13 protein-coding genes and 1 pseudogene are annotated in these 18,552 nt (G+C 59.9%); 4 read left to right on the top strand and 10 right to left on the bottom strand.

What is annotated here, in order from left to right:
• Positions 1-19 precede the first annotated feature (19 nt).
• The 7 genes from SERRSCBI_RS03670 to rlmD all read right to left on the bottom strand — a co-directional run bounded on the left by SERRSCBI_RS03670 (position 20) and on the right by rlmD (position 9,753).
• Positions 20-424: a hypothetical protein gene (locus SERRSCBI_RS03670; RefSeq protein ID WP_080273363.1), complete on the bottom strand. Its 405-nt coding sequence runs from the start codon at positions 422-424 to the stop codon at positions 20-22.
• On the bottom strand, positions 421-1,611 hold the full coding sequence (locus tag SERRSCBI_RS03665) for an FAD/NAD(P)-binding oxidoreductase (protein ID WP_042783697.1): 1,191 nt from the start codon (positions 1,609-1,611) through the stop codon (positions 421-423). The genes SERRSCBI_RS03670 and SERRSCBI_RS03665 overlap by 4 nt, the downstream gene beginning before the upstream one ends.
• 284 nt (positions 1,612-1,895) lie before the next feature.
• Entirely contained in the window at positions 1,896-3,191 is a 1,296-nt protein-coding gene (eno, locus tag SERRSCBI_RS03660; RefSeq protein WP_004932670.1) for a phosphopyruvate hydratase, read from the bottom strand.
• Between the two features lie 81 nt (positions 3,192-3,272).
• Positions 3,273-4,910 (bottom strand): glutamine hydrolyzing CTP synthase, encoded by a 1,638-nt coding sequence (gene pyrG, locus SERRSCBI_RS03655; protein WP_004932674.1) that lies wholly within the window; start codon positions 4,908-4,910, stop codon positions 3,273-3,275.
• A gap of 358 nt (positions 4,911-5,268) precedes the next feature.
• Positions 5,269-6,063 carry a nucleoside triphosphate pyrophosphohydrolase gene (mazG, locus tag SERRSCBI_RS03650; protein WP_033641873.1) on the bottom strand — a complete coding sequence of 265 codons (795 nt, stop codon included), beginning with the start codon at positions 6,061-6,063 and terminating at the stop codon, positions 5,269-5,271.
• A 99-nt stretch (positions 6,064-6,162) separates the two neighbouring features.
• The gene (relA, locus tag SERRSCBI_RS03645; RefSeq protein ID WP_033651658.1) at positions 6,163-8,394 is read right to left on the bottom strand and encodes a GTP diphosphokinase; all 2,232 of its coding nucleotides are present in this window, start codon (positions 8,392-8,394) and stop codon (positions 6,163-6,165) included.
• 9 nt (positions 8,395-8,403) lie between these two features.
• On the bottom strand, positions 8,404-9,753 hold the full coding sequence (gene rlmD / locus SERRSCBI_RS03640; protein WP_042783696.1) for a 23S rRNA (uracil(1939)-C(5))-methyltransferase RlmD: 1,350 nt from the start codon (positions 9,751-9,753) through the stop codon (positions 8,404-8,406).
• 66 nt (positions 9,754-9,819) lie between these two features.
• Between rlmD and barA the strand changes: the two genes are divergently transcribed.
• Positions 9,820-12,546: a two-component sensor histidine kinase BarA gene (gene barA, locus SERRSCBI_RS03635; protein ID WP_033641870.1), complete on the top strand. Its 2,727-nt coding sequence runs from the start codon at positions 9,820-9,822 to the stop codon at positions 12,544-12,546.
• A 68-nt stretch (positions 12,547-12,614) separates the two neighbouring features.
• On the opposite strand, the pseudogene degP reads toward barA, so the two are convergent.
• Together degP and dgt are read right to left on the bottom strand one after the other, a co-directional pair.
• Positions 12,615-14,054: pseudogene (gene degP, locus SERRSCBI_RS03630) on the bottom strand (serine endoprotease DegP); the annotation flags it as partial.
• Positions 14,055-14,239: 185 nt separating this feature from the next.
• The gene (gene dgt / locus SERRSCBI_RS03625) at positions 14,240-15,757 is read right to left on the bottom strand and encodes a dGTPase (protein ID WP_033651661.1); all 1,518 of its coding nucleotides are present in this window, start codon (positions 15,755-15,757) and stop codon (positions 14,240-14,242) included.
• Positions 15,758-15,886: 129 nt separating this feature from the next.
• Between dgt and mtnN the strand changes: the two genes are divergently transcribed.
• From mtnN to SERRSCBI_RS03610, 3 genes are read left to right on the top strand one after another with little or no spacing between them, the layout of a single operon-like run.
• The gene (gene mtnN, locus SERRSCBI_RS03620) at positions 15,887-16,588 is read left to right on the top strand and encodes a 5'-methylthioadenosine/S-adenosylhomocysteine nucleosidase (RefSeq protein ID WP_019455094.1); all 702 of its coding nucleotides are present in this window, start codon (positions 15,887-15,889) and stop codon (positions 16,586-16,588) included.
• Between the two features lies 1 nt (position 16,589).
• Positions 16,590-17,396, top strand: coding sequence for a vitamin B12 ABC transporter substrate-binding protein BtuF (gene btuF, locus SERRSCBI_RS03615; RefSeq protein ID WP_042783694.1), 807 nt, complete (start codon positions 16,590-16,592; stop codon positions 17,394-17,396).
• Positions 17,396-18,010: a TRIC cation channel family protein gene (locus tag SERRSCBI_RS03610; protein ID WP_033641866.1), complete on the top strand. Its 615-nt coding sequence runs from the start codon at positions 17,396-17,398 to the stop codon at positions 18,008-18,010. The genes btuF and SERRSCBI_RS03610 overlap by 1 nt, the downstream gene beginning before the upstream one ends.
• Before the next feature lie 164 nt (positions 18,011-18,174).
• Here SERRSCBI_RS03610 and erpA read toward each other — a convergent pair whose 3' ends face one another.
• A complete protein-coding gene (gene erpA, locus SERRSCBI_RS03605) occupies positions 18,175-18,519 on the bottom strand; it encodes an iron-sulfur cluster insertion protein ErpA (protein ID WP_033641865.1) in 345 nt (114 codons plus the stop codon).
• Between the last annotated feature and the right edge of the window lie 33 nt (positions 18,520-18,552).

Raw genomic sequence — 18,552 nt, 5'->3', positions numbered from 1 at the left:
TTACCTGAGTGGGTGAAGCTTAATTTTTTGATTCATCCGAAAGGGCCGGCGGCAATGCGCTGTCTCGCGTGCGCTGGCCGATGATTTGTAAAGTACGCAGCAGCAGCGTCAACCCCAGCAGGGTATCCGGCTGCTTCAGCAAGGCGTACAGCGCGCGAAAACTGGCCGGCGGAGGATTCAATTGCAGCTCGCTGTGCGCCATCTGCAGCGCCGTTCCGCCTTCCCAACCGATGGTCACCAAACCTTCAAAGACGCCGGCCAGTTTCTCCACCAGCGCGTTGTCGGCGATGTCCACCACGTCCGACAGCAGCGACAACAGATCGATCACGTTATCCAAACGGCCGCCCGCCAGCAGCGGCTGCAGTTTCTCGAGCAACGCCGCCAATGATTGCAGGTCCGCCGCGTGCACCGTGCTTTCCGTCATATCAGCCCCCTTACCGTGGCCCAGTAAAGGCCGCGGTTGAACCCGTTGCGCAGCATGCCGCCCGCCTTGGTGGCGGGCGTCGGCAGCACGTCGTGACGGTAGTCGTACACCAGCGGCATGCCGGCATTCAGCCCCATTTGCGCGACCGCCTGCACCTTGCCGTCATAATGGCTCACGGTTTGGCCCAGCCGCATTTCCGCCACGATGTTGTCGGCAATGACCGGCGCCTGATTATGGCAAGAGCCACCTGCCTTGCTGACCGGCAAATCCACGGTATCGCCTATGACATACACCCCCTGCTGGCCGTAGACCTGCAGCGTTTGATGATCGGTCGGCAGCCAGCCTTCGCCGTTTTGGCTCTCGCTCAACCCGGTATTGCGCACCGCCTCCACTGCACGGATGGGCGGCGTCGCCATCAGAATGTCGAACGGCTGTTCTTCCCCTTCGGCGGAATAGGCGATGTTGCGCTGAGCGTCCACCCGGCTGAGGGTAAAACCACGCTGGTGGCGAATGTCGCGCGCGGCAAAAATGGCGGGTAGCGCTTCACCGGTCGGGCGCTGTAAAAACAGACAGTTGCGCAGCAGTTGAGAAATGGTTGGGTAGGTATAAACGATCTCCACCGCCTTGCGCACGCCGCGCCGCCGCAGGTAGTCGTCCAGCATCAGGGTGGTTTCAATCGGCGCGATGCCGCACTGATGGGGCACATTAGGCGTTTCAGGGAAGGACACGGTGATGAAAATGCGGCCTTTCTCGATCGTCGCCAGCTTATGCGCCAACCGTCGCGCGGCCTGATACTGGTAGAAATGATCGCCCGCCTGCGCCAACCCTTCGATGCGCTCCGGCCAGGGCACGCAGCCGGTGGCGAAAACCAGGAAGTCATACGGATAATGCTTGCCGCTTTGCGTAATGATATACCGCTGTTTTAAATCAAAAGATTCCGCTTTATCGACGACAAACTGTATTTCCGGCCGCAATAAACTCCGCTGTGAACGCGTGAGCTCCTGCTTGAAAAAATTATTGAATGCAACATACATAAACGCCGGCTTGTAATAATGCAGCGGCGAATCCGAAATCATTAATAACTCAACTTTATTATTGAGAATTTCCCAGTGCAATTTCACGGCCAGCAGATTGGCTAGCATGGTGCCGCCGGTTCCACCGCCGACAATGACGACTCGCTGTCGCATCTGGCCCTCCCCCAGCCGAAACCCGGCAGTATGAAAGAACGCATTACGATGATGGCGATATTTAACGGCAAGAAAAAAATAACGCCGCCTTATTGGCAGTCTAGTAACGAATAATTATAAAGCAAATAAAAACGGAATATAAAAACCGGCAAGAAAACTGCACAATAAATTTATTAGGGTAAACGCAGCGATTATTAATAAATAAAACAGGGTTAACATCGGGACGTCAGCCATAAAAAAACCCGCCGCGGCGGGTTTTTATTTAGCAACCGAATCGGTCGAACTTACTGGCCTTTAACTTCTTTCAGGCCGTTGAACGGCGCACGGTCACCCAGCGCTTCTTCGATGCGGATCAGTTGGTTGTACTTGGCAACGCGGTCAGAACGGCTCATGGAACCGGTTTTGATCTGGCCAGCTGCAGTACCTACCGCCAGGTCGGCGATGGTTGCGTCTTCGGTTTCACCGGAACGGTGAGAGATCACCGCGGTGTAGCCGGCGTCTTTCGCCATCTTGATAGCCGCCAGCGTTTCGGTCAGAGAACCGATCTGGTTGAATTTGATCAGGATGGAGTTAGCGATGCCTTTCTCGATGCCTTCTTTCAGGATCTTGGTGTTGGTCACGAACAGGTCGTCGCCCACCAGCTGAATTTTGTCGCCCAGCACTTTGGTCTGGTAAGCGAAGCCCGCCCAGTCAGATTCATCCAGGCCGTCTTCGATAGACACGATTGGGTACTGTTTGGTCAGCTCTTCCAGGAAGTGAGTGAACTCTTCGGAAGTGAAGGCTTTGTTGCCTTCGCCGGCCAGCACGTATTTACCGTCTTTGTAGAATTCGGAAGCCGCGCAGTCCATCGCCAGAGTGACGTCTTTGCCCAGCTCGTAGCCCGCCGCTTTTACCGCTTCAGCGATAACCGCCAGCGCTTCGGCGTTGGAGCCCAGGTTTGGCGCATAGCCGCCTTCGTCGCCCACGGCGGTGTTCATGCCTTTGGCTTTCAGAACTTTCGCCAGGTGGTGGAACACTTCGGAACCGATGCGCACCGCTTCTTTCAGGGTCTTCGCGCCAACCGGCTGAATCATGAATTCCTGAATGTCGACGTTGTTGTCAGCGTGCTCGCCGCCGTTGATGATGTTCATCATCGGCAGTGGCATGGAGAATTTGCCTGGGGTGCCGTTCAGTTCAGCGATGTGCTCGTACAGCGGCATGCCTTTAGAGGCTGCGGCCGCTTTCGCTGCTGCCAGGGAAACCGCCAGAATGGCGTTGGCGCCGAAGTTGGATTTGTTTTCGGTGCCGTCCAGCTCGATCATGATCTTGTCGATGTTCGCCTGGTCTTTGGCATCTTTACCCAGTACTGCCTGAGCAATCGGACCGTTTACTGCAGCAACGGCTTTCAGTACGCCTTTACCCAGGAAACGAGACTTGTCACCGTCACGCAGTTCCAGCGCTTCGCGGGAACCGGTAGAAGCACCTGACGGCGCAGCAGCCAGGCCGACGAAACCGCCTTCCAGATGAACTTCGGCTTCAACAGTCGGGTTACCGCGGGAGTCGATGATTTCACGACCGATGACTTTAACGATTTTGGACATTAGGTTTTCCTCAGTACAAGTTAAACTAAAACTCCAGACAAACAGCGCGCGGTTTTCACCGCGCGCCGCCTACCAAATATTTTATTTCACCTGGCGCTTCTGATGCTCGCCTGCGGCTTTCACGAAGCCGGCGAACAGCGGATGCCCATCACGCGGCGTCGATGTAAATTCCGGGTGGAATTGACAGGCCACAAACCACGGGTGATTCGGCAGTTCAATGATCTCGACCAGCTTGTTGTCGGCGGAACGACCGGCGACACGCAGCCCTGCGGCTTCGATCTGCTTCAACAGCATGTTGTTAACTTCGTAACGGTGACGATGACGCTCGACAATGGTCGGTTCGCCATACAGCTGACGCACCAGGCTGTTGTCGCTCAGGTTGCACTGTTGGCCACCTACGCGCATCGTGCCGCCCAAATCGCTTTCTTCGCTGCGCACTTCGACGTTGCCGTCTTCATCGCGCCATTCGGTGATCAACGCCACCACCGGGTACTTACAGTCTGGCATAAACTCGGTGGAGTTGGCGTTCTCCATCCCCGCCACGTTGCGAGCGAACTCCATCAACGCCACCTGCATGCCCAGGCAAATGCCCAGGTAAGGAATGTTGTTCTCGCGCGCATAGCGTGCGGTCATCACTTTGCCTTCCACGCCGCGGTAGCCGAAGCCGCCCGGGATTAGGATCGCGTCCAGCCCTTTCAGCACTTCCACGCCGCGGGTTTCCACGTCCTGCGAGTCGATCAGCTTGATGTTCACGGTCAGACGGTTTTTCAGCCCGCCGTGCTTCAGCGCTTCGATCACCGACTTGTAGGCGTCCGGCAACTCAACGTATTTGCCGACCATACCGATGGTCACTTCGCCGCCCGGATTGGCTTCTTCGTAGATCACCTGTTCCCATTCGGCCAGGTTGGCTTCCGGCGCGTTCAGGCTGAATCGTTTACAAATATAATCGTCCAGCCCCTGAGATTTCAATAGGCCTGGGATTTTATAAATAGAATCAACGTCTTTCAGAGAGATAACCGCTTTTTCCGGCACGTTGCAGAAAAGCGCGATTTTCGCGCGTTCGTTAGCAGGAACCGCGCGGTCGGAACGGCAAATCAGCACATCAGGCTGAATACCGATGGAAAGCAGCTCTTTTACGGAATGCTGGGTCGGCTTGGTTTTCACTTCGCCCGCCGCCGCCATGTACGGCACCAGCGTCAGGTGCATGTACAGGGTGTGCTCGCGGCCCACTTCCACCGCCATCTGACGGATGGCTTCGAGGAACGGCAGCGATTCGATATCGCCGACGGTGCCGCCGATTTCCACCAACACCACATCGTGGCCTTCGCCGCCTTCGATGATGCGTTCTTTGATCGCGTTGGTGATGTGCGGAATGACCTGCACGGTCGCGCCCAGATAGTCGCCGCGGCGTTCTTTACGCAGCACGTCGGAGTAGATGCGGCCGGTGGTGAAGTTGTTGCGACGCGACATTTTGGTGCGGATGAAGCGCTCGTAGTGACCCAAATCCAGATCGGTTTCTGCGCCGTCTTCGGTGACGAAAACTTCCCCATGCTGAATCGGGCTCATGGTGCCCGGATCCACGTTGATGTACGGGTCCAGTTTCATGATGGTAACGTTGAGGCCACGGGCTTCAAGAATAGCCGCCAGAGAGGCTGCGGCAATGCCTTTACCCAGAGAGGATACGACCCCGCCGGTCACAAAAATATAATTAGTTGTCATGCTGAACCTGAGAGTTTAGGTTTAAAGACGATGGAAGAACCAGGACGGGAAAGTAGTATACCCGAACCTCTCCTGACCTACAAACGATCGTTTTGCTGTCCATCATCTCGGCCGCCCTCCCGTGTTCATCAGGGTTTACTCCGCCGGCGCGCCCAAAACCCTCCAGGAAATACAAAGAGTTAGCGGAGAAAATTTCTTTTTACCGCCCCTCTCGAGCGATAAAACACCTTAGATTTCAGTTTGTTGGCCTTTTGCTGCCGACGGCAGCCCTGCGCCTGTGACCTGACCGTAAGCTTAACCGTTTCAGCCTGAGTGAACCTTGTTTGTGATCAACATTCAACATTGTCGTTGCAGCGATTCAACTTTCCTGGCGTTTCACCTGCTGCCAGGCGTCTTCCATCTGCTCCAGCGTGGCGTCTTCCAAGCGTAGCCCGCGTTGCTTGACGATCGCCTCCACCTCGCGGAAGCGGCGTTCGAACTTGCGGTTGGCCGCCTGCAATGCGTTCTCGGCCTTGTGGCCCAAATGGCGCGAGAGGTTCACCGTGGCGAACAGCAGATCGCCGATCTCCTCTTCCAGCTTGCTCTCATCGACCACCGCCTGGCGGGCTTCGTGCATCACTTCGTCGATCTCTTCATACACTTTGTCCAGCACCGGGCCCAGCGTGTTCCAGTCGAAGCCGACCGAGGCGCACCGTTTTTGGATCTTGTGCGCCTTCATCAACGCCGGCAACGCCTGCGGAATGTCGTCCAGCACCGAGTGCAGCGCTTTTTCGGCGCGCTCGCCGGCCTTGAGCTGCTCCCAGCGCGCCGCCACGGCTTCGCTGTCTCCGCCTTCGGCGTCGCCGAAGATGTGCGGATGACGGCGCTCCAGCTTGTCGCTGATGGCGGTGCACACCTCATCAAAATCGAACAGCCCCTGTTCCTGCCCCATCTGAGCGTAGAACACTACCTGAAACAGCAAGTCGCCCAGTTCGTCGCGCAGATCGGCGTAGTCCTGCCGTTCGATGGCGTCCAGCACTTCGTAAGTCTCTTCCAGCGTGTAGGGCGCGATGGTGGCGAAGGTTTGCTTACGGTCCCATGAGCAACCGTTCTGCGGGTCGCGCAGCGTTTTCATGATGTTCAGCAGGCGCTGCAACGAAGTGGATTGGGTCATAAAAAATCTCTGAGAAAATGGGGGCGCACGGACATGTCCGCCGGAACTGATGGAGTTCGGGCCGCATCGACCTCGGATGCGGCCCGAAAGGCGCAGGAGTTAGTTGCCGTGCAGACGCTTGGCGTCTATCACGTCCGGCAGCTGGTTCAGCTTCGCCAGCACCCGGCCCAGCACCTGCTGGTTATAAATTTCGATGTCCATATCGATGGTGGCCAACTGCTTCTTGGTATCGCTGCGGCTGGCGACGCCCAGCACGTTGACCTTTTCGTTGGCCAGAATGGTGGTGATATCGCGCAGCAGCCCGCTGCGATCGTTGGCCATCACGCGCACCACCAGCGAATAACCGCTGGAGTAGCTTTCGCCCCACACCGCATCGACGATGCGCTCCGGCGCATGCGATTGCAAATCGGCCAGCTGATCGCAGTCCGCACGGTGGATCGAGATGCCGCGCCCCTGGGTGATAAAGCCGACGATGTCGTCGCCCGGGATCGGTTGGCAGCAGCGGGCGATGTGGTGCATCAGGTTGCCCACGCCCTCCACCACCACGCGGCCGTTATCCTTGTTGCGGGCCGGCGGCGGCGCTTTCTGCTGCACCAGCTGGCGCAGCGCCTCGCGATCCTGCTCTTCGGCGCTCGGCTTGTTGAACTTGCCCTGCAGGTAATTCACCATCTGGTTCAGGCGAATGTCCCCGCCGCCGATCGCCGCCAGCACCTCGTCCAGCGAGTTCATGTTGTAGCGCGGGATCAGCAGCTTCTCGGCCTCTTTCAGGCTGATGCCGAGGTGTTCCAGTTCGTTGTCCAGCATCTGGCGGCCGGCAAGAATGTTCTTGTCGCGATCCTGCTTGCGGAACCAGTTGTGGATCTTCGAGCGCCCGCGGCTGGTGGTCACGTAGCCCAGGTTCGGGTTCAGCCAGTCGCGGCTTGGGTTCGGCTGTTTCTGGGTGATGATCTCAATCTGATCGCCCATCTTCAGCTGATAGGTAAACGGCACGATGCGGCCGCCGATCTTGGCGCCGATGCAGCGGTGACCAACGTCGCTGTGAATGTGGTAGGCGAAATCGAGCGGCGTGGAGCCGGCCGGCAGATCGACCACGTCGCCTTTCGGGGTAAAGACATAGACCCGATCGTCGAACACCTGGCTGCGCACTTCGTCGAGCATCTCGCCGGAGTCCGCCATCTCTTCCTGCCAGGCGATCAGCTTACGCAGCCAGGCGATGCGCTCTTCATAGCCGGAGCGCACGGTAACCCCCGCGCCCTCTTTGTACTTCCAGTGCGCGGCCACCCCCAGTTCGGCGTCTTCGTGCATTTGCCGGGTGCGGATCTGAATCTCGACGGTTTTGCCGCGCGGCCCCAGCACCACGGTGTGGATCGACTGGTAGCCGTTGGGTTTGGGGTTGGCGACGTAGTCGTCGAACTCATCCGGCAGATGGCGGAAGTGGGTATGCACGATGCCCAATGCCGCATAGCAATCCTGCAGACGCTCCGCCACGATGCGCACCGCGCGCACGTCGAACAGTTCGTCGAACGCCAGGTGCTTTTTCTGCATCTTGCGCCAGATGCTGTAGATGTGTTTCGGCCGGCCGTAGATCTCCACCCGAATGCCTTCTTTGGCCATCTCGTCGCGCAGCCCGGCGACGAAATCGTCGATGAACTGTTCGCGATCGATGCGGCGCTCATGCAGCAGCTTGGCGATGCGCTTGTATTCTTCCGGGTGCAGGTAGCGGAAGCAGAAATCCTCCAGCTCCCACTTCAGCTGGCCGATGCCGAGCCGGTTAGCCAACGGCGCATAGATGTTGGAACACTCTTTCGCCGCCAGCACGCGTTCGTCTTCCGGCGCGTCTTTCACCTCGCGCAGGTGAGCGATGCGCTCCGCCAGCTTGATGACGACGCAGCGGAAATCCTCCACCATCGCCAGCAGCATGCGGCGCACGTTATCGACCTGTTCGGAGGCCATCGAATCGTTTTGGGTGGCTTTCAGTTGGCGAATGGCGTCCATGTCCCGCACGCCATGCACCAGGGCGACGATGCCCTTGCCGAACGTTTCCGTCAGGACCTCTTCCTGCACGATGCCGGCATCCACCAGCGGGAACAGCAGCGCGGCGCGCATGCTGTCGTTGTCCATGCTCAGCGTCGAGAGGATTTCCACCATCTCCAGGCCGCGCCACAACAGCAGCGAGGCGTCGGGATGGTTTTGGGTCTGCTGCTCACAATAACGCCAGGTTGCGGCCAATCGCTCACATGACTGCGGGTTGGGTAGCCCCAAGCCGGCGATCCACTCATCGAGAGCGAACTCACCCGCCGTATTCAGATGTGCACTTCTTACCGCAACCATAACTTCTCCCTACTTTGCAGCGACCTCTGGCGCGCGCTCGTTGATAAACAGCGCCATTGATTCAAGATGCCCCGTGTGCGGAAACATATCCAACATCCGCACGCGCGCAAGACGATAACCGGCGTTCAACAGCACTTTGCTGTCGCGAGCCAGCGTGGTGGGGTTACAGGAAACATACACCACCCGCGCCGGCGCCAGTTTTACAATGTGTGACATCACCCCGGCCGCACCGGCGCGGGCGGGATCCAGCATCACCTTATCAAACCCTTGTGCTGCCCAAGGTTGCCGCTCAACGTCGTCCTCCAGATTCTCATGGAAGAACGACGCATTATTCAGCTTATTCTTATGTGCATTATATTGCCCATTCGCTATCAGCGTGGCAACACCTTCGATGCCCACCACCGCAGCGGCGCGGCGCGCCAGCGGCAGGGTGAAATTCCCCATGCCGCAGAACAGGTCCAGCACCCGATCATTGGGTTGAATGTCGAGCCATTCAAGGGCCTGCGCCACCATTTGTTGGTTTACGGCGTCATTGACCTGAATAAAGTCGCGCGGACTGAAGTCTAAGCGTAGCCCGTCAACCTGATAATACGGCGTTTCACCGCACAGTTTTTCCACCCGATCGCTGTCAGGCGCCAGATAAACGGCGACCTTTTCCCGCTCGCCAAACGCCAACAGCGCCTGGCGATCCGCCTCTTTCAGGGCATCGAGATGGCGCAGCACCAGCAGCGGACCGTTATCCGCCAGCACCAGCTCCACATGCCCCAGCCGCCGCACCGCCTGCAGCCCGCTCAGGCAGGCGCGCACCGGCGCCAGCAGCTGTTCCAGCTCCGGGCGCAGCACCGGGCAGTGCTCCACCGCCACCAGCTCGCTGGAGGCCGCCTGTCGAAACCCCATCATCAGGCGCTGCAGCTTCGGCTGCCACGCCAGGCTCAGACGGGCGCGGCGGCGATAGCCGTATTCCGGGCCGGCGATCACCGGTTCCTGTTGCGGGGTTACTCCGGTTTCGCGGGCGATCATGCGCACCAGCGCCGCCGCCTTGCTCTGCTGTTGCAGCGCCTCATCCGCATGTTGCTGCTGGCAGCCGCCGCACACGCCGAAATGCGGGCAGCGCGGCTCCACCCGCTGCGGGCTGCGGCTCAGCAGGCGCTTGAGCTTGCCTTTGGCGAACTGGCGCTTGTCTTCGGTCAGCTGGATTTCCGCCTGCTCGCCCGGCAATACGCCCGGCACGAACACCGCTTTGCCGTCGTGGCGCGCCACGCCCTGGCCGAAAGGATCGAGATCGCTCACCGTCACGGTGAAGATTTGTGAGCTCTGCCGGGTCGTCACGCGGCGTTTGGGAGAGTAGAATTGCGCCATATTTGTCGATTGTGTGCTGGTTCATTAAGCTAGTGTCAGCTGTCAATTCTCCCACATTGGAATCCCATGACCAAATACAGCCTGCGTGCGCGCATGATGATCCTGATTCTGGCCCCGACCTTGCTGATTGGTTTGCTGCTCAGCACCTTCTTCGTGGTGCACCGCTATAACGAGCTGCAGGAGCAATTGGTCGACGCCGGCGCCAGCATCATCGAGCCGCTGGCGGTAGCCAGCGAGTACGGCATGACGTTCCGCAGCCGCGAATCGGTCAGGCAACTGGTCAGCCTGCTGCACCGCCGCCATTCGGACATCGTGCGTTCGATCACCGTGTTCGATGCGCAGAACAACCTGTTCGTCACCTCCAATTATCACCACAACTTCGCCCAGCTGCAGTTGCCGAAAGGCGTGCCGTTGCCCACCGAACTGATGCTCACCCGGCGCGGCGATTCGCTGATCCTGCGCACGCCGATCCTGTCGGAAAATCAGTATCCGGATGAAACCGCCGACGGCGGCAGCCACCCCGACAACAACCTGGGCTATGTGGCGATCGAGCTGGATCTGCAGTCGGTGCGGCTGCAGCAGTATAAAGAGGTGTTCGTCTCCACCCTGCTGCTGCTGCTGTGCATGTGCATCGCCATCCTGTTCGCTTACCGCCTGATGCGCGACGTGACCGGCCCGATCCGCAACATGGTGAACACCGTCGATCGCATCCGCCGCGGCCAGCTCGACAGCCGCGTGGAAGGCTACATGCTCGGCGAGCTGCACATGCTGAAGAACGGCATCAACTCGATGGCGATGTCGCTCACCGCCTATCACGAAGAGATGCAGCAGAACATCGATCAAGCCACGTCTGACCTGCGTGAAACGCTGGAGCAGATGGAGATCCAGAACGTCGAACTGGATCTGGCGAAAAAACGCGCGCAGGAGGCGGCGCGCATCAAGTCCGAATTCCTGGCCAACATGTCACACGAGCTGCGTACCCCGCTCAACGGCGTGATCGGTTTTACCCGCCAGATGCTGAAAACCGATCTGAGCGCGACCCAAACCGACTATTTGCAGACCATCGAGCGCTCGGCCAACAACCTGCTGACCATCATCAATGACGTGCTGGACTTCTCCAAGCTGGAGGCCGGCAAACTGGTGCTGGAGCATATTCCGTTCGCCCTGCGCGAAACGCTGGACGAAGTGGTGGTGCTGCTGGCCCCCAGCGCCCACGACAAAGGGTTGGAGCTGACGCTGGATGTGCACAACGATGTGCCGGAGCAGGTGATCGGCGACTCGCTGCGCCTGCAGCAAATCATCACCAACCTGCTGGGCAACGCCATCAAGTTCACCGAAACCGGCAATATCGATATTCGCGTCGAGCTGCGCAAACAGCTGGAGCGCCGGGTGGAAGTGGAAGTGCAAATCCACGACACCGGCATCGGCATCTCCGAACGCCAGCAGTCGCAGCTGTTCCAGGCGTTCCGCCAGGCGGACGCCAGCATCTCCCGCCGCCACGGCGGCACCGGGCTGGGGTTGGTGATCACGCAAAAGCTGGTGAAGGAAATGGGCGGCGACATCTGCTTCCACAGCCAGCTGAATCGCGGCTCGACCTTCTGGTTCCACATCACGCTGGATCTGAACGAGGGCATGCTGTCGCTGGCGCCGAACCTGCCGGATCTGAACGGCAAAACGCTCGCCTATATCGAGTCCAACCCGACGGCGGCACAGGCGACGCTCAACATGCTCAGCGTCACGCAGCTGGTGATCACCCACTCGCCGACGCTGGGCCAACTGCCGTCAGGCCATTACGATTTCCTGCTGGCCGGCGTGCCGATCCCGTTCCGCGACAACATGGCGCAGCATCAGGACAAATTGTTGGCCTCGCTGAAGCTGGCCGATCGGGTCATTCTGGCGCTGCCGTGCCAGGCGCAGATCGACGCCGAGCTGCTTAAGCAACAAGGCGCGCTCGGCTGCCTGATCAAGCCTATCACCAGCACGCGTCTGTTCCCGCTGCTGAGAATGGAAACGCCCGATCGGCTCGCCGCCCCGCCTGAGCGTAAACGTCTGCCGCTGACGGTGATGGCGGTCGACGACAACCCGGCCAACCTGAAGCTGATCGGCACGCTGCTGGGCGAACAGGTGGAAAAAACGCTGCTGTGCGAGAGCGGTGAGGAAGCGCTGGCGCTGGCGCGCAACAACGTGCTGGATCTGATCCTGATGGATATTCAAATGCCGAAGATGGACGGCATTCACGCCAGCGAACTGATCCGCCAACTGCCGCACCACAACTCCACGCCGATCGTCGCCGTCACTGCCCATGCCGCCAGCGGCGAACGCGAGCATCTGCTGCAGGCGGGGATGGACGACTACCTGGCCAAGCCGATCGACGAGAAAATGCTGACCCGCGTGCTGTCGCGTTACCACAGCGGCGACGTGGAAAGCGCCGTCGCCGACGATGCCCCGCTGTCGCTCGACTGGCCGCTGGCGCTGCGCCAGGCGGCCAATAAGCCGGATCTGGCGCGCGATCTGCTGCAAATGCTGCTCGATTTCCTGCCGCAGGTGCGCGAACGGGTGCAGGCGCTGCTCGAGGGGCAACACGACGACGAGATCCTCGACCTGGTCCATAAGCTACACGGCAGCTGCAGCTACAGCGGCGTGCCGCGCCTCAAGCAGCTGTGTTTCTACCTCGAGCGGCAGCTGCGCCAGGGCATCACCAACGACGAGCTGGAGCCGGAGTGGCTGGAGCTGTTGGATGAGATTGAACTGGTGATCCACGCGGCGCGCGCGCATCTGGCGCAACCGGCCTGAATCCTCAGGCCATAATGCAAAAAGGCACGCCGTAGCGTGCCTTTGTTGCTTTTAGCGCCTGACGTTTATCACTGCGCCAGCAGGTACAGCTGGCTATCGCCGCGCTGAATATTCAACGCCAGCACCGACGGTTTGCTGTCGAGGATTTTACGCAGCTCGCCCAGGTTCTGGATCGGTTGTTGGTTCACGCCCAGGATCACGTCGCCCTTTTTCAGGCCGATGCGTGCGGCGGCGCTGCCGGCTTTCACGCTGTCGACCTTAACGCCTTTCACGTTGCCGACCTGGGTATTGCTCAGCTCGGCACCTTCAATGCCGGTGTAGATATTGCCCGAGGCCACCTGGGTCTGCGCGCTTTGCTCCAGCGTGACGTCAATCGTTACCGGCTTGCCGTCGCGAATAATGCCCAGCGACATCTTGCTGCCGACCGGCAACGTGCCGATCTCTGCCCGGAACGAGGCGAAGCTGGAGATGGCCTTGCCGTTCATGGTGACGATCACGTCACCGGCCTTGATGCCCGCCTTCGCGGCGGAAGATTTCGGCATTACCTGGCTGACGAAGGCGCCGCGCTGCGCGTCGACCTTCATCGCCTTGGCCAGCTCCGAGTTCAGCTCGGTGCCCATGATGCCCAGCTCGCCGCGTTTCACCTGGCCATACTCGACCATTTGCGCCGTCAGGTTTTTCACCATATTGCTCGGAATGGCGAAGCCGATGCCGATGTTGCCGCCGTCCGGCGCCAGGATCGCGGTGTTGATGCCGATCAGCTCGCCGTTCAGGTTAACCAGCGCGCCGCCGGAGTTGCCGCGGTTGATTGCCGCATCGGTCTGGATAAAGTTTTCGTAGTTTTCGATGTTCAGGCCGCTGCGCCCCAGGGCGGACACGATGCCCGAGGTGGCGGTTTCACCCAGCCCGTACGGGTTGCCGATCGCCACGGTGTAATCGCCGACGCGCAGCTGATCGGAGTCCGCCATCTTGATCGCCGTCAGGTTCTTGAAGTCTTTCAGCTGGATCAGGGCGATGTCGGAACGCGGATCCTTGCCGATCACTTTGGCGTCGAAACGACGACCGTCGCTCAGCTGCACCTGGATCTTGTTGGCGTTGTCCACCACGTGATTGTTGGTCACCACATAGCCCTTGGCGGCATCGATAACCACCCCGGCGCCCAGCGCCTGGAATTTCTGCTGCGTGCCCTGCGGCTGCTGGCCATCCGGTCCGGGCTGTTCAGCGCCCTGACACATCGGCGAGCCCTGGAACGGTGAACCGTCCTGGCAGAACGGCGAATCTTCACCGAAGAACTGTTGGAACTGTTGCGGCATGCGCGGCGTATTGACCGTGGTGCTGCCCTCAACGTTAATGCTCACGACGGAAGGCATCACCTTCTCCAGCATCGGCGCCAGGCTCGGCAACTGCTGGGTGCTGGAAGACGCGGTTTCAGCGGCGCTGGCCGTAACCGGTCCCATCGCCATACCGATGCTGAATGCCAGTGCGCTCAGAACTAATGTCGGTTTTTTTCATCTGTGTGTCTCTTATAAAGTCGTTCAAAAAAGAATGGCTGTCTTGCGTGCTTATTCAGAGTTAATTAATAGCCCGAAGTTCCGGCACAGATGATTGGCAATAGTAAACAAATATTGTTCGTCTTTACAAAACTCGAGACAGCCAACCGGTTGGAATTGCTGATAATTATTCCTCCGCTTAATTATTCCGCCGCCATTAATCGACGATATTCATCATAGGCATAAAGGTCGGTCATTCCGCTGATATAGTCCTGCAATAAACGCGCGCGGAAATAATATTCCCGAATGGTTTGCTGCTCCGGCGATAAATGCTGCAGCCCTTCTACCGCTTCCACATAAGCCAGCCGATGCTTGGTGGACAGCTTGTGGAACAGGCGCGTTTCGATCGGGTAAGCGCGATGGCTGTCCTCGCGCACCAACCGGCTGAAGTCCGCCAGCGACATCGCCAGCAGCGGGCTGTAAATGTCCAGCAGACCGCTGATCACCCGGTAGCCTTGCAGCTCGAGCTGCTCGACCTCCGGGTGGTTGAACACGTGCTTGAACGCCACATTTTTAAATATTTTCAGCAGCTGATAGGCCGGGCTGGAATCTTCCAGCAGAGCCTGATTGAAACTGCCCTGATAAACCGCGTCAAGATTGTCGATAAAGCGCTGCGCCGCGTGCGGCACCAGCCGCGCCACGGTAAACACCCGCAGATACATGAAGAACTGATCTTCCGCGCTGCGCCGCGCGCCGCCGCGGTCGATCTTGCGAAACGCGCTGGCGACGGTCTTGTCGAACAGATCGCCCGGCGCCACCTCGCCCCACTCCTGAATCAGGTGCTGATACAGCTGCTCGACGGTGAAAATGCTCTTCTCCACCGCGTCTTCCAGATCGGCCACGCAGTACGAGATATCGTCGGCGGCCTCCATGATGTAGGTCAGCGGAAAACGATCGAACTCGCCCATGTGCAGCTCGCGCCGCAGCCTATCGACAAAGGCTTCTTCCGCCAGATAATAGCCGGGCTTTTTCATCAAATAGCTGTGGCTGGCGGGGATGTCGCCCGCCCAATAAGCCGGGCGGGTGTATTTCAAAATGCAGCCGACCTGCGCGTAGGTCAGATTGAGTTTCAGCAGGCTGTACACCATGCGGATCGCCTGGGCGTTGCCCTCGAAATGGCTGAGATCCTGACGGATCCGGCTGCGCAGCCGGTTCAGATCGCTCTCCCCTTCATGCAGCCGCAGCGACGCGACCTGGCAGCGATCGTGACTGCCCGGCTCGCTGCCGCAGCTGGCAGGATCGAGCCGCTGGGCGAACCAGTCGTTGATCGCCGACTCGCCGAAGTGACCGAACGGCGGATTGCCGATATCGTGCATCAGACAGGCCATTTCCACGATGCTTTCAAACGGATCGAGCAGCCGGGTCAGGCCGAATTCATCGATCTTACCCGCCTGTTTGAAGCGGTTGAGGATCTCTTTGGCGATATGGCGCCCGACCTGCTGCACCTCCATCGAGTGCGTCAGGCGGCTGCGCACCGCCGCGTTGCGCTCCAGCGGAAACACCTGGGTTTTTTGCTGCAAACGGCGAATGGCGGCCGAGTTGACGATGCGCCCGCGATCGCTCTCGAACTGCCGCACGATGTCGTACTCTTCCTCGGCCTCGATCGGTTTGCTGAAAGGCCGTTGGAAGCTGATTTTTTGCTTGAAGTCGATCCCGGACATCTGTTTCTCCGCCGTTGCGCCCTGCCCCCGTGATAACAATTCCCGGCGGCGGATGCAACGCATTATCTCTGATACACAGCCATGATAGACTATGCCGCAATTCTCACGGCCAATCAGCGAGTGTTATTTATGAAAGTAGGCATCATCGGCGCAATGGAGCAGGAAGTCACCCTGCTGCGCGATCAAATCGAAAACCGTCAAACCATCCAGCGCGCGGGCTGCGAAATCTACACCGGCCAGATCGGCGGCGTTGAAGTGGCCCTGCTGAAATCCGGCATCGGCAAAGTCTCCGCAGCCATGGGCACCACCCTGCTGCTGGAGCACTGCAGCCCGGACGTGGTGATCAATACCGGCTCCGCCGGCGGCCTGGCCAGCACGCTGCGCGTGGGCGACATCGTGGTGTCCGAAGAAGTGCGCTACCACGACGCCGACGTCACCGCCTTCGGCTACGAGCCGGGCCAGATGGCCGGCTGCCCGGCGGCGTTCGTCGCCGACGACGCACTGATCGCGCTGGCGGAAAGCTGCATCAAACAGCTGGATCTGCACGCGGTGCGCGGCCTGATCTGCAGCGGTGACGCCTTCATCAACGGCGCCGAGCCGCTGGCGCGCATCCGCGCCACCTTCCCGCGCGTCGCCGCCGTGGAAATGGAAGCCGCGGCGATCGCCCACGTCTGCCATCTGTTCGGCACGCCGTTCGTGGTGGTGCGCGCCATTTCCGACGTCGCCGACAGCGAGTCGCACATGAGCTTTGACGAGTTCCTGGTGGTAGCGGCCAAGCAGTCTACGCTGATGGTCAACGCCATGCTGCAAACCCTGGCCAAGCGCGGTTGATGTGAGGCTGCGCTTCACCTCGGCGCTCTGGCTGCTGGCGTTCTGGCTGGCCCTGCCGGCCGGGGCCGCCCAGCGAGTGATCAGCCTGGCGCCCAACGCCACCGAACTCGCCTATGCCGCCGGCATGGGCGAGGTGCTGGTGGCGGCGAGCGCCTATTCCGATTATCCGCCGCAGGCCGCCAGGCTGGAGCAGGTGGCCTCCTGGCAGGGCATCAACCTGGAGCGGGTGCTGGCGCTCAAGCCGGACCTGATCCTCGCCTGGCGCGGCGGCAATCCGCAGCGCGTGCTGGATCAGCTCGCCGCATTCGGCATCCCGATCTTCTATGCGGACGCCGATAATCTCGAAGGGATCGCCGGCTTGCTGGATAAGCTGGCGCAATACAGCCCGCACCCGGACCAGGCGCATCAGGCCGCCGCCGGCCTTCGCCGCCAGTTCGCCGATCTCAGGCAACAGTACGCCGATAACCCTCCGCGACGCGTGTTGCTGCAGTTCGGCACCCAGCCGCTGTTCACCAGCTCCGGCGCCACGCTGCAGAGCCAGGTGTTGGCGCTGTGCGGCGCGCAGAACGTCTTCGCCGACAGCCGCACGCCTTGGCCGCAGATCAGCCGCGAGCAGGTGCTGGCGCGCCAACCCCAGGCCATCGTCATCACCGGCGGCGCGAAAGAGGCCGCCAATGTGAAAGCCTTCTGGGCGCCGCAGCTGCAGGTGCCGGTGATCGCGCTGAATGAAGACTGGTTCAATCGCGGCGGGCCACGGCTGCTGTTGGCGGCGCAGCAACTGTGCCGCCAGCTGGCGGAGATCCGCTGATGCTGGTGTTCTGGTTGGATATTCTCGGTACGGCGGTGTTCGCCGTCTCCGGCGTGCTGTTAGCCGGCAAACTGCGCATGGATCCGTTCGGCGTGTTGGTGTTGGGCGTGGTTACCGCGGTCGGCGGCGGCACCATCCGCGATATGGCGCTTGCCAACGGCCCGGTGTTCTGGGTCAAGGATCCCACCGATCTGGTGGTGGCGATGATCACCTGCGTATTGACGCTGCTGCTGGTGCGCCAGCCGCGCCGCCTGCCGAAATGGGTGCTGCCGGTGCTCGATGCCGTCGGGCTGGCGGTGTTCGTCGGCATCGGCGTCAACAAGGCTTTCGCGGCCGGTACCGGCCCGCTGGTGGCGATCTGCATGGGGGTGATCACCGGCGTCGGCGGCGGCATTATCCGCGACGTGCTGGCGCGCGAGATCCCGATGATCCTGCGCACCGAAATTTACGCCACTGCCTGCATCATCGGTGGCATCGCGCACGCCACGGCGTTTTACACCTTCAACATGCCGCTGCAACAAGCCATGATGCTGGGCATGGTCATCACGCTGGCCATTCGGCTGGCGGCCATCCGCTGGCACCTCAAGCTGCCCGCCTTTATTCTCGAACGCTGAGCCGCCGCCCTGCGGGGCGAATGCAGCCACGCGACGGCACAGCCGAATATCATCCACAACCCACCGGCCCAGGAGAACGGCGTGGCAGTGATCCTCGTGGAGTGGTAGGCATAAAAAAACCCGCCGGCCGGAAAGCGAGCGGGTTGATATTCTGACAGGCAAACTCAGATGCTGAACGACGAACCGCAACCGCAGGTGGTTTTGGCATTCGGGTTGGTCACCACGAAGCGCGATCCTTCCAGCCCTTCGGTGTAGTCCACCGAACCGCCAACCAGATACTGCAGGCTCATCGGATCGACCACCAGCGCCACGCCCTGCTTCTCGATGGTCATGTCGCCATCGTTGACCTTGTCGTCAAAAGTGAAACCGTACTGGAATCCGCTGCAGCCGCCGCCGGTAATGTAAACCCGCAACTTCAGGTTCGGATTTTCTTCGTCAGCAATCAGGTACTTGACCTTGTTTGCTGCTGCCTCGGTAAATTGCAGGGGCAGTGCCGTTTCATCACTCATACTCTTTACTCCCAACATTGTTCAGCATCAGAT

Origin of the sequence: Serratia sp. SCBI (assembly GCF_000747565.1) — a bacterium.
Classification (GTDB): domain Bacteria; phylum Pseudomonadota; class Gammaproteobacteria; order Enterobacterales; family Enterobacteriaceae; genus Serratia; species Serratia ureilytica.
The sequence above is the reverse complement of the archived record's forward strand: the minus strand, read 5'-3'. Positions and strand labels throughout refer to the sequence as shown.